The organism is Nonomuraea sp. NPDC003709 (assembly GCF_040610775.1).
In the GTDB taxonomy this organism is placed as follows: domain Bacteria; phylum Actinomycetota; class Actinomycetes; order Streptosporangiales; family Streptosporangiaceae; genus Nonomuraea; species Nonomuraea angiospora_A.
In genome coordinates this window covers 101,586-115,876 of sequence record NZ_JBEXMW010000009.1, presented here as the reverse complement: position 1 = coordinate 115,876, position 14,291 = coordinate 101,586, and the positions used below count along the sequence as shown (strand labels likewise).

Sequence of the window (14,291 nt, the reverse complement as noted above, 5' to 3'; positions counted from 1 at the left end):
CGAGGCGTGAGGTGCCCATGCGTACCAGACTGTCGATCGCCGCCCTCACCGGCGCGGCGGCACTCCTGCTCACCGCCACCGCTCCCGGCTCCGCCGCCTCGCGCGAGGGGGCACAGAACCTCGGCGACCCCGACTACGGCGTCTGTCGCGGCACCGACCCGCGCTGCTACCACGACTGGGGCAACTTCGACCCCGCCAAGGGCTACCGGCTGCTCGTCTACAGCCGCACCGCCGGCCCCCGCCACGCCCACCTCGGCACCCCGCTCGGTCCCGGGCTCAACCCGCCGCTCAACGACGACAACGTCGCGATCAAGGCCGTGCTCAAGCTGGGCCAGGACAACGGCTTCGCCGTCGACTACACCGAGGACGTCGCCCAGCTGTCCTCGGCGGGGCGGCTGCTGCCGTACAACGCGGTGATGTTCCTCAGCACCACCCGGGACACCCTCGACGACGCCGCGCAGACCGCGCTGCGGCAGTACATCCGGGCCGGGGGCGGGTTCGTCGGCGTGCACAACGCCTTCGGCACCGAGTACAACTGGCCCTGGTACGAAGGGCTGCTCGGCAACGCCAACTTCTACGACCACGCAGCCAACCAGCCGGGCACCGTCGTCACCGCCGACCGGCGCGACGCCTCCACCCAGGGGCTGCCGCAGCGCTGGGCCTTCACCGACGAGTGGTACAACCTCGTCCCGTTCCCCACGCGCGTCCGCGTCCTGGCCAAGGTGGACGAGAGCACGCTGGCCCGCGGCGTGCGCGGCAACCTCGGACACCCCGGCCACGGCGTCGATCACCCGGTCAGCTGGTGCCAGTACTACGACGGCGGCAGGGCCTGGCTCACCACCCTCGGCCACGACGTCAAGGCGTGGACGGACGAGCCGCTCGACGGCGACCAGTACTTCGTCCAGCACCTGCTCGGCGGCGTGAAGTCCGTCATGGGCATGGCGCCCTTCTGTCGCTGAGCAGGTGCCGGCGGGTCACCAGGTGACGGGGAGCTCGTAGACGCCGTAGACCTGGCCGTCGTGCTTGAAGGGGATCTGTTCCAGGTCCGCCGCCAGGCGCAGGGACGGGATGCGCCGGTAGAGCGTGCGGTAGGCGACCTGCAGCTCCATCCGCGCCAGCGGCTGGCCCAGGCACTGGTGGACGCCGAAGCCGAAGGCCACGTGGCGGCGGGCGTCGCGGCGGATGTCCAGCTCGTCGGGGTCGGGGAAGATCGCGGGGTCGCGGTTGGCGATGTCGTTGGCCATGATCATCCCCTCGCCCGCGCGGATGACCTGGCCGCCGATCTCGATGTCCGCCAGCGCGACCCGGCGGCGCCCGCTGTGGGTGATGTTGAGGTAGCGCAGCAGCTCCTCCACCGCGCTGGCGACCAGCCGCGGGTCGTCGTTGTGGCGCAGGAGGGCGAGCTGGCCCGGGTGCCGCAGGAGGGCGAGCGTGCCCAGGGCGATCATGTTGGCGGTGGTCTCGTGCCCGGCGATCAGCAGCAGCACACCCATCTGGGCGGCCTCCTGCCGGGTCATCTCGCCGGCCTTGACCCGCTCGGCCAGCTTCGACAGCAGGTCGTCCGCCGGGTCGGCGAGCTTCTCGCCCATCAGGGCGTCCAGGTACTCGAACAGCCCCGCGCCGGCGGCGGCCCGCTCCTCGGGCGGCGTGCTGCGCCTGATGACGGTCTTGCTGTTCTCCTGGAAGAAGTCGTGGTCGGCGTACGGCACGCCGAGCAGCGCGCAGATCACCAGCGAGGGCACCGGCAGCGCGAACGCCTCCACCAGGTCCACCGGATTGGGGCCGGCCAGCAGGTCGTCGATCAGGTCGTCCACGATCTTCTGCACGGCCGGGCGCAGGGACTCCGTCCGCCTGACGGTGAACTGGGCCTGCACCATCCGCCGCAGCCGGGAGTGCTCGGGGTCGTCCATCATGATGAAGCTGATCGTGCCGCCGGCGCCGATGCGGGGCGCCTGGATCGGGTAGCCGGGGCGGGTGACGTCGGCGCTGACCCTGGGGTCGGCCAGCAGCGCCCGCTGCTCGGCGTACGTGGTCACCAGCCACGGGGTGCTGCCGTCCCACAACCTGACCTTGGCCAGCGGCCCCTCCTTCTGCAGGTCGCGCAGGGGCGGCGGCGGGTCGAACGGGCAGCCCGCCGCTCTGGCCATGGGAAACTCGTGGATCTCGGTCATCGCCGGCTTCCTTTGCGTGAGGTGGTCCGGCCGCCGGGCCCAGTGGTGGGCGCTGTGACAGGTGCTGTCCACAGTCCGACGGTCGCGTCGATCAGCCCGGTCGCCGTGTCGTGCCAGTCGGCACGGGGCGTGGGCGTGTCCTCGGCCAGCGCGCGTTCACGCTCGGCGCACACGTGCGCCATGAGGTGGCTCGTCATGTCCCTGCGCTCGGCCCGTACGTCGGGCGGCAGCTCGGGCAGGCACCGCTTCAGCTCGCCGAGGATCTCGACGAGCGTGGGGGAGCTCAGCGCGTCGTCGATCATGATGTCGCGCAGGACGGGGTCGGTCATCACCTGCGCGCCGAACCGGGCGAACCACGTGGGGTTGCCCATCTCGGCCAGATACTCGGTGACCGGGCGCACCAGGCACGCCACCCAGTCGCGTACCTCGCCGGACCCGGCCGTCTCGGCCAGCATGCGGCGGCGGACGCGCTCGATCCGCTCGATGCGCTTGCGCACGATCGCGCGTACCAGGTCGGTCTTCGTGCCGAAGTGGTAGCCGACGGCGGCGTTGTTGCCCTGCCCGGCGGCCTCGCTGACCTGCCGGTTGGAGACGGCGAACACCCCGTGCTCGGCGAACAGCCGCTCGGCCGCCGTCAGGATCTGCTCGCGGGTCGCGCAGGCCCGCTCGGCCCGCACCGTCATGGTCGCCACCGAGCCGGACCGTACGGCCCCCGCGGCTCGAAGGCGCGGCTCTCACCGCATCCTTGACCCACCATGACCTCCCCGAGTGGACCCCTTCTCACCAGCCAACCAGGTGGGAATACGTAAGTCAAGCGACTGATTTAATAGTGTGGCCAAAAGTGTCGGCGGCGGTGGTTAATGTCCCCGCTGTGGATCACTGCGGAGAGATCGAGAAGCTGATCGTCGCACGCCAGGCCGACCGGGTCGCCGAGCAGGTCAAGGCGCTGGACGAGCAGGGGCGCAAGGAGGCCGCCGCCCGACTGCCGGAGCTGCTGAAGGAGCTGCGCGCCCGGTTCGACCGGTGGGACGACGGGCTGGTCGCCTACGGGAGCGCCTTGCGGGTGGCGGGCGCGGCCACCTTCGGCGGGGCGGCGGCCGTGGCGTCCTGGCTCTACCGGCGCGACTTCGCGCCGCAGTGGGACGGCCCCGACGCCGACGTCGGCCTCGTCCTGGAGGTGCTCGCCGACCGGCCCGCCGCCTGGCGCGCCGATCTGGCCGAGCGGCTGGTGCTGCGCATGCGCGTGCCCGACGACCGCGGCATGGGGCTCGCCCTGGCCCTGCTCCGCGAGACCGGCATCGAGCCGCCGCCGCACGAGCCGCTGGTGGCCGGCTGGGTGAGCCGTGAGCCGTCGCTGTCCGACGACCCGCTGCTCGACCACCTGCTGCCGCGCCTGTTCGAGGCCCAGGGCGTGGGCCGGGTGCTCCAGTGGGACAAAGCATCGGAGAAGGGCTGGCTGCGGGCGCTGCTGGAGGCGGCCGAGTCGGGCCGGGTGCGGCGCGAAGCGCTGATCGACGGCTGCGTGCGCCGCTTCCTGCTCGGCGGCACGGCCATCGACCTGCGCTTCTTCGTACGCCTGCACGAGGCGCTGGATCCCTCGCCCGCCGAGGCCGCCGCCCGCGCCCGCGACTACCTGCGCCTGCTGCCCGCCTCCCCGGGCCCGGTCGCCGAGCTGGCCCTGAAGCGCCTGCGCGCCTGCGGCGAGCTCACCGCCGACGATCTGGTCGAGGCGTGGGAGTCGCTGCTGTTCCGCCCCGAGCGCAAGCTGGTGCGCGCCGGGATGTCGTGGCTCGACCGTTCCGTGCGGCGCGCGCCCGAGCTGGCCGGCCTGGTCGCCGCGTCGCTGGCCAGCGCGTTCGCCGCCGACTCGGCAGAGCTGCAGGAGAAGGCCGTCGAGCTGGCCGTCGCCCATGCCGGCCGCATGACCGAGGAGGGTCGCGCCACCGTACGCGAGGCGATCGAGCTGCTCCCGCCCCACCTCGGCCTGCGGGCTTCCGCCGCCTTCGCGGGCGGCAGCGTCGCCGAGGCCGAGCCCGCGTTCGTGCCGCCGCCGCTGCCCGCGGCGCCCGAACGCGTCCACGCCTTCCCGGCCCCGATCGAGTCCATCGAGGAGCTGATGACGGAGGGGGCCCGCTCCTGGCAGGCCTGGGAACGGCGGCTCGCCGGGTTCGTCACGCTCGTCGGCCGCGACCGGGCGGGCGTGGTGGCGGAGCTGCGCCCTCGGCTGATCGGCGGGCCCGGCTGGACGTACCGCGAGGAGGCCTGGGAGTGGGTCGGCCTGTGGTTCGATGGCGCCACGCATTCCCTGACCGGGACCGCGGCCGTCCGGCAGGCCTGGACGCGCTACATGCCGAAGACCCGGCTGGCCGCCCCGCTCCGGCTCCTGCTGCATCGCGCGGCCGAGATCCTGCGGGCCGTCGAGGAGGACACCCTCCCGCCGCTGCTGCTGGCCACGCCCACGCACAGCACCGGGCACGTGGCGGCGGCCGAGCTCGTCCGGCGGCTGGAGGTGATCGAGGCGGCCGGGGCCAAGCCGCTGGCCGCCGACCTCCAGCAGGCGCTGCTGCGCCTGCCGCGCACCCCGGATCCCGAGGCCGTGCGGCGGGCCGCGCGCCTGACGTCCGGCGCGGGGCGGATCGTCGCCGGGTGGACCTGCCCGGAGGTCGCGATCGAGCTCGAGTGGCGGTGCAACGGCGAAGGCGAAGGCCACGACTGGCACGATCGGAGCCACAGCCACGACATACGCCTGGTGCCGTCGGCCACCGTCGCGCCCACCGGGTTGCCGCTGGTCGACCTGATGCTCAGCGTCCCCGAGGACTCTGGCGGCGGCGAGCATCGCGAATGGTGGACCTCGACGCTGCCCTCCCACCGCGAGGTCGCCGCCGCGTACCTCATGCCGCACGCGCTCAGGCGCTACTGGGTGCACGACACCGTCGGGCCGGAGCAGGCCCGCGAGCTCGCCCGCGCGGAGGGGCCGGTCGGGGCGGCGTTCGCGGTCGTCCTCGCCCGGGTCCTGGGCGACCCGCGGGTGCCCGAGTCGGTCGACGTCCTGCTGGAGACCGCCGCGCGTGGCGAACTGCCCGCGGAGGAGGTCGGCCGCCAGGCCGGGCTCCTCGTGGCGAGCGGCGAGGTGCGGATGATCGACATGGTCGCCGCGCTGGACGCCGCGGCCCGGCGAGGCGCCCATGCGTACGTGTGGCGGATCGCCGCCACCGCCCTGCCCGCCCTGCTGCCCGCGCCGGGCGAGCGCCCCCGCAACGGCCTGGCCGGCTTCGTCGCCCTCGCCGCCGCGGCGGCCGAGTGGTCCGGGGCGCGCGGCGAGATCCCCGAGGTACGCGCCATGGCCGCCCGCAGGGGCGGCAGCGGCCTGCTGCGCGAGATCCGCCGGCTGCATGACCTGCTCACCGGCGACAACGGCCAGGAAGGATGACCATGGCGGCCAGACGATCCCGAAAGAACAAGCACTGGCGGACCCGGCACGACGAGGGCCACGCCCTGCGGTTGGAGATCGGCGACCTCGCCCGCGACGCCGCCGAGCCGGGCTGGACGCGGCTGGAGGTCCGCCGCGCCCAGGTCGGCTCGTACGCGCGGACCACGCTCACCCGCGACGGCCGAGAGATCGCCGCCGAGGGGTTGGACGAGCCGTTCCAGCGCCTGCGCGAGCTCTCCTACCAGGCCGATTCCGGCACCTGGTTCACCTGCGACCTGGCGTTCCCGGCCGGCAGCCGGGGCTACACGGGGTGCGTCGACTCCTCCGCGCCGCCGTTCGAGGACGTGCCCGCGCAGGCGGCGCTGGCGGAGCTGACCACGTTCCCCCGCACGGAGTCGCCCGGCTGGCTGCTGGCCGCGCTGCCGACCGCCGCGCCGATCGGCATGCCCACGACGTACGGCGAACACTACGACCGCCGCTACAACTCATGGGGCGACGACCGCTCCGATCACCGCCCGCCGCCTCCGCCCCCGATCCAGGGGGACGTCGCCTACGTCCCGGCCGCGGCCATGACCTGCCGCGACTTCGGCCGGCGCGACGAGCATCGCCAGCGCGTGGTCCTCCTGGCGGAGTCGGCCGGCGACGACGAGTCCGAGCACCTCTACGTGATGGGCTACGAGGAGGTCTACTGGGTGGTCCGGCCCGGCACCCGCGGCACCAGCGAGGGCGTGCGCTCCATCGCCCTGGATGAGTCGGCGCTCCGGTTGGAGCTGACGCCCGAGGCCGCCGACGCCCTGGGGGCCGAGACCACGTTCGAGGCCCGCCTCGAACTGCCGCCCGAGACGATCGCCGAGCTCCGCACCGCCCTGGGCTTCGTGCTCGGCCCTGTCGCCCAGGCGCCGGAGCGCATCGGCTTCTGAAGCCGGGGTCAGCCGGCGAGAGGCTGGGCCGCGCGGGCCTGGGGGGTGGTGAGGGCGGCGAGGAGGCCGGGGAACGCCTCGTCCATCTCCTCCCGGCGCAGGGTGTTCATCCGTGCGGTCCCGACGTAGTACTGCCGGATCAGGCCCGCCTCGCGCAGCACGTTGAAGTGGTGGGTGGCGGTGGACTTGCTGACCGGTATGTCGAAGTCGCCGCACTTGATGTCCTCGCCGGAGGCGTCGAGCTGCGTGACGATGCTCCGGCGTACCGGATCGACGAGGGCCTCCAGCACCTGCTGGAGGCCGAACTGCGACACCTCGGGGTGCGGTGGTGTACGTCCCATGGGCCAATAGTACGACAGGCATCGAAGTTTGACGACGATCGTACTTCTCTCTACAGTGAGCCGCGTTCGAGCTGAGAGAGAAGGATGTTGTCATGGCGAGGACTGTGCGGTTCCACGAGGTCGGCGGGCCCGAGGTGATGCGGCTGGAGGACCTGGAGCCAGGCGAGCCGGGGCCGGGCGAGGTGCGGATCCGGGTGGACGCGATCGGGGTCAACCGGGCGGAGGCGCTGTTCCGGAGCGGCCGGTACATCGAGCCCGTCAAGCGGTTCCCGGCCGGGCTCGGCTCCGAGGCCGCGGGTGTGATCGAGGCGATCGGCCCGGAGGTGACCGGGTTCGAGGAGGGCCAGGCGGTCAGCGTCGTGCCGAACTTCTCCTACAACGACTACGGCATGTACGCCGAACGGGCGATCGCGCCGGCGACCTCGCTCGTGCCGCGCCCCGACGGGGTGGACGCGGTCTCCGGCGCGGCGGTGTGGATGCCCTACCTGACGGCCTACGGCGCGATGGCGGAGGTCGGCGGGATGCGGGCGGGCGACGTGGCGGTGGTGAACGCGGCCTCCAGCAGCGTCGGCCTGGCCGCGATCCGCACGGCCGACCGCCTGGGCGCCACGCCGATCGCCGTCACCCGCACCGATGCCAAGAGGCGGCGGCTGATCGAGGAGGGCGCGGCCGAGGTGATCGTCTCGGACGAGGAGGACGTGGCGGGCCGCATCCTGGCGCTGACCGGCGGCCGGGGCGCCGAGTACGTCTTCGACGCCGTCGCCGGGCCGGGTGTGACGGAGCTGGCCAGAGCGGTGGCGGCCGGCGGGACGCTGTTCCTGTGGGGTGCGCAGAGTGGGCAGCCGACGCCCTATCCGGGGTTCGACCTGGGCATGCCGGCGCTGAATATGCGCACGTACACGGTGCATGAGATCACCAGGGATCCGCGGCGGATGCGCCGAGCCGCGGCGTTCGTCGCCTCGGGGTTGCGTACCGGGGCCTTCCGCGCGGTGGTGGACCGCCTGTTTCCGCTGGAGGAGATCGTGGGGGCGCACCGGCACATGGAGTCCAACACCCAGTTCGGCAAGATCGTCGTCACGACTTAGTTGCCCTCTGTACCTACTAGTATGTACGCTCGTGGCGTGGACATGAGGGAACGGTTGATCGAGAGCACCCGCGAGCTGCTGTGGGAGCGCGGCTACGTGGGCACCTCGCCGAAGGCGATCCAGCAGCGGTCCGGGGCGGGCCAGGGCAGCATGTACCACCACTTCCGCGGCAAGCCCGACCTGGCGCTGGCCGCGATCGCCCGGAGCGCCGAAGACATGCGCGGACGCGCGGAGGCGGAGCTGTCCGGCCCCGGCACCCCGCTCCAGCGGATCACCGCCTACCTGAGCCGGGAGCGCGACGCGCTGCGGGGCTGCCCGGTCGGCCGGCTGACCCAGGACCCGGACGTGATGGCCGATCCCGAGCTGCGCCGTCCGGTCGAGGAGGCCTTCTCCTGGCTGCGGGCCCGGCTCGCCGCCGTCCTCGCGGAAGCGCGCGCCGACGGCGAGCTCGCCGCCGGGCTCGACCCGGCGGCCACCGCCACCGCGCTGGTCGCGGTGCTGCAGGGCGGATACGTGCTGGCCCGCGCCGCCGCCGACGCGGAGGTGTACGCGCAGGCCGTCGACGGCGCGCTCGGCCTGCTCGCCGGACATGCCCAGTAAGTGAGCACGTGAAGTGAGTACGTGAAGGGAGCACCCCCATGAGCGCCATCAGCCGCGAGCACCTGGTGACCGGCGACCTGGCCGGCCGGCCCGGGCGGATCGACCGGGTGGAGACGCATCGGGTCACCCTGCCGCCGGGGGCGGCGAGCGGCCCGCACACCCACCCCGGCGGCGTCGCCGGTTACGTCACCGCAGGCCGGATCGTGTACGAGCTCGACGGGCACCCCGCGCAGGAGCTCCGCACCGGGAGCGCCTTCTTCGAGCCCGCCGGCGCGACCGTCCGCCGCTTCGACAACCTCTCCGCCACCGAGCCGGCCACGTTCGTGGCCAGTTACCTGCTCACCGGTGACCAGCCACTCATCGAATCGCTGTGAAAGAAGGAACCCATGCCCTTTGTTCGGATCGACGCGCTCCGTGCGGACCCGAAGCGGCTGGAGGCCCTGGGCCGGGCCGTGCACGACGCCCTGGTGGAGGCCATCGGCATCCCGCAGGACGACCTGTTCCAGGTGCTCACCAGCCATGACGGCACGCGGGGGACGTTCCGCTACGACGACGGCTACCTCGGCATCCACCGGGACGACGACCTCGTGTTCGTGGCCGTCACCATGCGAGCGGGACGCACCGCCGACCAGAAGCAGGCCCTCTACCGCCGGATCGCCGAGCTCGCCGAGCAGTACGCGGGGACCGAGCCGCGCAACGTGTTCGTCACGGTCAGCGAGAACTCGCTGCTCGACTGGTCATTCGGCGAGGGCGTGGCACAGTACGCCGCCGCCGCCCAGTGAGGCTGCCCAGTGAGGCCGCCCGATGAGGCCGCTCACAGGTCGCCGCGGTAGGAGGCTTCGGTCTCGGCCGCCGGCGCGTTCTCGTCCGGGCGCGGGGGCCGGGCCCGATCGGCCCAGTGGCGCAGCGCCCGCGCCAGCTCGGCGGTGTGCTCCGGTCGCACGCATCCGTGCACCGCGAAGTACGCGACTATCGGCCCGGCGACGGGATCGCCGGCGTCGCAGCGGGCACACAGCAGGACCTCGCTGACACCCCGGACCTCGTTCCCCGACGCGCTCGTCCAGGTGCGCGGCAGGCGCAGCACGGCGAGGACGCTGTCGGTGCGGCACCGGGGGCAGGGCGGGTCGCCGGTCATGCCCCGCCGATCGCGTCCGCGCCCAGCAGGGCCTTGACGTCGCCGTAGAGCGCCGGTTCGGCGGTGACCCGGAACGGCTGGAGGTCCAGCAGCACGCTTCTGGCGCCGGGGCGGTGCAGGCGCACGTGTACGGGCGCGCGGCCGGGATGGGTGGTCAGGATGTGCTTGAACTCCTGGACGAGCCGCGGGCTCAGCTGGGTCTCCTGGATCGAGATCACCACGGGAGGCTCGGTGTCCGCCCGGGAGACGTCGAGGAGGGCGATCTCCTCGCCGTACACGCTCATCGTCTCGTCGCGCACGTTGATCCGGCCGCGCACGGAGATCACGCGGTCCTGGGCCAGCGCCTCGCCGTACAGGGTGTAGGTCTTGGGGAAGACGAGCACCTCCATGGCGGCGTCGTGGTCCTCGAGGGTGACGATCGCCCACGGGCTGCCCTGCTTGGTGACCTTGCGCTGCAGGCCGGAGACGATGCCGCTGATCCGGGTCGCCCCGTCCTGCCGCCCGGAGGCCAGCAGGTCGGCGAGGGTGGTGTCGCGGTTGGCGTCCAGGACGCGTTCGGCGCCGTCGAGCGGGTGGCTGGAGACGTACAGGCCGAGCATCTCGCGCTCGAAGGCCAGCAGGGTGACGCCGTCCCACTCGCCCTCGGGGATCGCGATGGAGAAGGCGCCGCTCCGGCTCGGCTCCCCGAACAGCGAGTCCTGGCCGCGGGCCTCGTTCCGCTTGACGTCGATGATCGAGTCGACGGCCTGTTCGTGGACGGCGACCAGGGCCTTGCGGTGATGCCCGAGACTGTCGAACGCGCCGGCCTTGGCCAGCGACTCGATGACGCGCTTGTTGCAGACGGCCGTCGGGACCTTGCCGAGGAAGTCGTTGAAGTCGAGGTAGGGCCCCTGGGCCTCCCGGGCGGCGACGATGGCGTCCACGACGCCGGCCCCGACGTTGCGTACGGCGCCCAGGCCGAAGCGGATGTCGGACCCGACGGCGGCGAAGTCCAATCGGCTGGCGTTGACGTCCGGGGGCAGCACTTTGATGCCCAGGCGGCGGCAGTCCGACAGGTAGACGGCCATCTTGTCCTTGTCGTCGCCGACGGAGGTGAGCAGCGCGGCGAGGTACTCCTGGGGGTGGTTGGCCTTGAGGTAGGCGGTCCAGTAGGAGACCAGGCCGTACCCGGCGGTGTGGGACTTGTTGAAGCCGTAGCCGCTGAAGGGGACGAGGACGTCCCAGACCGCCTTGATCGCCTCGGCGGAGAAGCCGCGGCCGCTCATGCCGGCGGAGAAGCGGTCCCATTCGGCGTCCAGGACCTCTTTCTTCTTCTTCCCCATGGCCCGGCGCAGCATGTCGGCGGCGCCGAGGGAGTAGCCGGCCAGCTGCTGGGCGATGGCCATCACCTGCTCCTGGAAGACGACCAGGTGGTAGGTGTCGCCCAGGATGGGCTCCAGGGCCTCCTCCAGCTCGGGGTGGATCGGCTCGACCGGCTGCTTGCCGGTTTTGCGCAGGGCGTAGTTGGTGTGGGCGTTCATCTCCATCGGCCCGGGCCGGTACAGCGCGTTCACCGCGGCGATGTCGGTGAACGTGGTGGGCTGCATGAGTTTCAGCAGGACCCGCATGCCGCCGCCGTCCAGCTGGAAGACGCCGAGCGTGTCGCCGCGCGCCAGCAGCCGGTACGTGGTGGCGTCGTCGATGGGGATGCCGAGGATGTCGATGTCGACTCCCTTGTTGGCCCGGACGTTGGCGATCGCGTCGCCGATCACCGTGAGGTTGCGCAGGCCGAGGAAGTCCATCTTCAGCAGGCCCATGTCCTCGGCCTGGGTGAAGGGGAAGCCGGTCACGATCGGGCCGCCGGCCTTGGGCTTGACCAGCGGGATCACGTCGATCAGGGGCTCACTGGACAGGATCACGCCCGCGGCGTGGATGCCGGTGCCGCGGGTGAGGCCCTCGATGCCGGCCGCGGTGTCGAGCACCCGTTTGACGTCGGGGTCCTGCTCGTACATCTGGCGCAGCTCGGCCGCCTCGCCGTGCCGGGGGTGGCCCTTGTCGTGGACGGCGGCCAGCGGGATCTCCTTGCCGCCGGCCGCCGCCGGGAACGCCTTGGTGATGCGGTCGCCCAAGGCGTACGGCAGGCCCAGCACGCGGCAGGAGTCCTTGACGGCGGCCTTGGCCTTGATGGTGCCGAAGGTGACGATCTGGCAGACGCGGTCGTCGCCGTACTTGCGGGTGACGTAGTCGATCATCTCGTCGCGCCGCCGGTCGTCGAAGTCGAGGTCGACGTCCGGCATGGAGATGCGCTCGGGGTTGAGGAAGCGTTCGAAGATGAGTTTGTGCTCGATCGGGTCGAGCTGGGTGATCCCCGTGCAGTACGCGACGATCGACCCGGTGGCCGAGCCGCGGCCGGGGCCCAGGCCGATGCCGCGCTCCCGGGCATGGCGGCAGATGTCGGCCACGACCAGGAAGTAGCCGGGGAAGCCCATGGCCTCGATGACCGACAGCTCGTAGTCGATGCGGTCGAGCACCTCCTGCGACGGCCGGCCGTAACGGTGGCGGGCACCCTCGAGGGTCTCCTTGCGCAGCCAGCCGGCCTCGCTCTCGTCCTCGGGCACGGGGAAGCGCGGCGTCAGGTCGCGGTGGGCGAACACCTCGCCGTAGTCGCCGACCCGCTCGGCGATCAGCAGCGTGTTGTCGCAGGCCCCCGGCACCTCGGCGTCCCACAGCGCGCGCATCTCGGCGGCGGACTTGACGTAGTAGCCGCTGCCGCCGAACCGGAACCGGTCGGCGTCGGCCAGCCGCTTGCCGGTGCCCACGCACAGCAGCGCGTCGTGCGCCGGGGCCTGGTTCTCGGTGACGTAGTGCGAGTCGTTGGTGGCCAGGGGCGGCAGGCCGAGGTCCTTGCCGAGCTTGAGCAGCTCCTCGCGGACCCGGCGCTCGATGGCCAGGCCGTGATCCATCAGCTCCAGGAAATAGTTGTCCCTGCCGAAGATGTCGCGACAGCGGGCCGCCGCCTCGACGGCCTGGGCGTACTGGCCGAGCCGCAGCCTGGTCTGCACCTCGCCGGACGGGCAGCCGGTCGTGGCGACGATGCCCTGGCCGTACTCGGCAAGCAATTCATCATCCATACGCGGATATTTCTGGACGTGTCCTTCCAGCCAGGCCCGCGACTGCAGCCGGAACAGATTCCGCAGGCCCTGCGCCCCGGTCGCCCACATCGTCATGTGCGTGTACAGGCCGCGCCCGGAGACGTCGCCACCCTCGCCGGTCTCGTCGTTGGAGCGGCGCAGCGCGAGGTTGTCGCTGTAGTACACCGGCTGCCGGTGGTGCCGCGAGAGCGGGGCGACGTAGCTCTCGATGCCGATGATCGGTTTGATCCCCGTCTTGCGCGCCGCCTGGTAGAACTCGTACGCCCCGTGCACGTTCCCGTGGTCGCTCATCGCCACCGCGGGCATCCCCTGCCGGGAGACCTCGTCCATCAACAGCCCGACCTTGGCCGCGCCGTCGAGCATGCTGTATTCCGTATGCACGTGGAGATGCACGAAAGATCCCACCGAGACCACGCCTCCTGGTTGTAGGCTCACCCGCGAACCCGAGCATTCGACCCGAGAGCAGGCCCGGTTGTCCAACAATCGACACACCGAAGAGCCACAACCACCAGTGGTGGAAGAGGCGGCGTTCGACCTGGACCTCGCCGCCGTCCGCGCCTTCGTCGTCATCACCGAGGACCGCTACTTCAGCGAGGCCGCCGCCAGGCTGGGCATCAGCCAGCAGGCCGTCTCCAAGCGGATCGCCAAGCTCGAGTCCGACCTCGGCGTACGGCTGTTCTCCCGCACCCGCACGGGGGCCGACCTCACCGAGGACGGCAAGACGTTCCTGCACCACGCCCGCGCCCTCGTCGGCATCGCCGACCAGGCACGCGAAGTGCTGCAAGGCCGGCGCCGCTCGCTCCGGGTTGACGTCCTGGACACCCGGCTGCGCTCCAGCGACCTGATCCGGGAGTTCCACGAGACCGTCGAGGACGTGGACGTCGAGGTCATCACCTCGAACGGGTTCAGATCGGCCCGCGGCGCGCTCGTCCGCGGGTCCCTCGACGCCGCCTTCGTCCGTGTCAGCGGGACGCCGGAGGAGGACCTGCGGCACGTGCCGGCCTACCTCGAGCCCGTGCATCTGCTGGTCGGCCGCGACCATCCACTCGCCGGCCTGCGGGAGGTGGAGGTGGAACGCCTGTCAGGGACGACCGTGTGGATGCCCGGCAACGTCCCGGACAGTGAATGGGCCGAGTTCTACCGCCTCCTGAGCGCCGCGTTCGACATCCCGATCGACACCGCGGGGCCGGACTTCGGCTGGGAGTACTTCACGGAGCAGATCGGCTCCGGCCAACGCATCGGGTTCGTGGGGGAGGGGCTCCGGATGCCCTGGCACCCGCGTACCGTCCAGATCCCGGTCGTCGCCCCCGCCCCCGTGTACCCGTGCTCGCTGCTCTTCCACCGGCACAGCCATCACCCGGTGCTGGCCCGGCTCGTCCGGTACGTGACGGACAACTACCGGCCGTTCGACCCGCACCGCCAGTGGCTGCCGGACCCCGACCGCGCCGCCTTCAGCGCATGACCGAGTGGGTGCCCGG

Annotated in this window: 13 protein-coding genes; 8 read left to right on the top strand and 5 right to left on the bottom strand. The window is 72.1% G+C overall.

The genetic code is table 11. The annotated features are described in order from the left end of the window. Positions 1-17 precede the first annotated feature (17 nt). Positions 18-959: a ThuA domain-containing protein gene (locus tag ABZX61_RS27155; protein ID WP_355198759.1), complete on the top strand. Its 942-nt coding sequence runs from the start codon at positions 18-20 to the stop codon at positions 957-959. Between the two features lie 15 nt (positions 960-974). Here ABZX61_RS27155 and ABZX61_RS27150 read toward each other — a convergent pair whose 3' ends face one another. Both ABZX61_RS27150 and ABZX61_RS27145 read right to left on the bottom strand, forming a co-directional pair. Beyond that, the gene (locus ABZX61_RS27150) at positions 975-2,171 is read right to left on the bottom strand and encodes a cytochrome P450 (protein WP_355198757.1); all 1,197 of its coding nucleotides are present in this window, start codon (positions 2,169-2,171) and stop codon (positions 975-977) included. Next, the gene (locus ABZX61_RS27145; protein WP_355199309.1) at positions 2,168-2,854 is read right to left on the bottom strand and encodes a TetR family transcriptional regulator; all 687 of its coding nucleotides are present in this window, start codon (positions 2,852-2,854) and stop codon (positions 2,168-2,170) included. The genes ABZX61_RS27150 and ABZX61_RS27145 overlap by 4 nt, the downstream gene beginning before the upstream one ends. Before the next feature lie 188 nt (positions 2,855-3,042). Here ABZX61_RS27145 and ABZX61_RS27140 point away from each other — a divergent pair, with 188 nt between their 5' ends. Together ABZX61_RS27140 and ABZX61_RS27135 are read left to right on the top strand one after the other, a co-directional pair. Continuing rightward, entirely contained in the window at positions 3,043-5,601 is a 2,559-nt protein-coding gene (locus ABZX61_RS27140; RefSeq protein ID WP_355198755.1) for a DUF6493 family protein, read from the top strand. A 2-nt stretch (positions 5,602-5,603) separates the two neighbouring features. After that, positions 5,604-6,521, top strand: coding sequence for a hypothetical protein (locus ABZX61_RS27135; protein WP_355198753.1), 918 nt, complete (start codon positions 5,604-5,606; stop codon positions 6,519-6,521). Between the two features lie 8 nt (positions 6,522-6,529). On the opposite strand, the gene ABZX61_RS27130 is transcribed toward ABZX61_RS27135, so the two are convergent. Further along, the gene (locus ABZX61_RS27130; RefSeq protein WP_355198751.1) at positions 6,530-6,862 is read right to left on the bottom strand and encodes a helix-turn-helix transcriptional regulator; all 333 of its coding nucleotides are present in this window, start codon (positions 6,860-6,862) and stop codon (positions 6,530-6,532) included. Between the two features lie 92 nt (positions 6,863-6,954). Between ABZX61_RS27130 and ABZX61_RS27125 the strand changes: the two genes are divergently transcribed. The 4 genes from ABZX61_RS27125 to ABZX61_RS27110 are packed head-to-tail and all read left to right on the top strand — an operon-like array spanning position 6,955 to position 9,329. Beyond that, complete coding sequence (locus tag ABZX61_RS27125; RefSeq protein WP_355198749.1) at positions 6,955-7,947, top strand: zinc-dependent alcohol dehydrogenase family protein; 993 nt, start codon at positions 6,955-6,957, stop codon at positions 7,945-7,947. Positions 7,948-7,989: 42 nt separating this feature from the next. After that, positions 7,990-8,547, top strand: a complete 558-nt coding sequence (locus ABZX61_RS27120; RefSeq protein ID WP_355199307.1) for a TetR/AcrR family transcriptional regulator — start codon at positions 7,990-7,992, stop codon at positions 8,545-8,547. 38 nt (positions 8,548-8,585) lie between these two features. After that, positions 8,586-8,921 (top strand): cupin domain-containing protein, encoded by a 336-nt coding sequence (locus tag ABZX61_RS27115; protein WP_355198747.1) that lies wholly within the window; start codon positions 8,586-8,588, stop codon positions 8,919-8,921. Positions 8,922-8,933: 12 nt separating this feature from the next. Further along, on the top strand, positions 8,934-9,329 hold the full coding sequence (locus ABZX61_RS27110) for a tautomerase family protein (RefSeq protein ID WP_355198745.1): 396 nt from the start codon (positions 8,934-8,936) through the stop codon (positions 9,327-9,329). 32 nt (positions 9,330-9,361) lie between these two features. On the opposite strand, the gene ABZX61_RS27105 is transcribed toward ABZX61_RS27110, so the two are convergent. Together ABZX61_RS27105 and dnaE are read right to left on the bottom strand one after the other, a co-directional pair. Continuing rightward, the gene (locus tag ABZX61_RS27105; protein WP_355198743.1) at positions 9,362-9,682 is read right to left on the bottom strand and encodes a DUF6300 family protein; all 321 of its coding nucleotides are present in this window, start codon (positions 9,680-9,682) and stop codon (positions 9,362-9,364) included. Continuing rightward, entirely contained in the window at positions 9,679-13,206 is a 3,528-nt protein-coding gene (gene dnaE, locus ABZX61_RS27100) for a DNA polymerase III subunit alpha (RefSeq protein WP_355198741.1), read from the bottom strand. The genes ABZX61_RS27105 and dnaE overlap by 4 nt, the downstream gene beginning before the upstream one ends. Positions 13,207-13,285: 79 nt before the next feature. Here dnaE and ABZX61_RS27095 point away from each other — a divergent pair, with 79 nt between their 5' ends. After that, a complete protein-coding gene (locus tag ABZX61_RS27095; protein WP_355198739.1) occupies positions 13,286-14,275 on the top strand; it encodes a LysR family transcriptional regulator in 990 nt (329 codons plus the stop codon). Positions 14,276-14,291 lie beyond the last annotated feature (16 nt).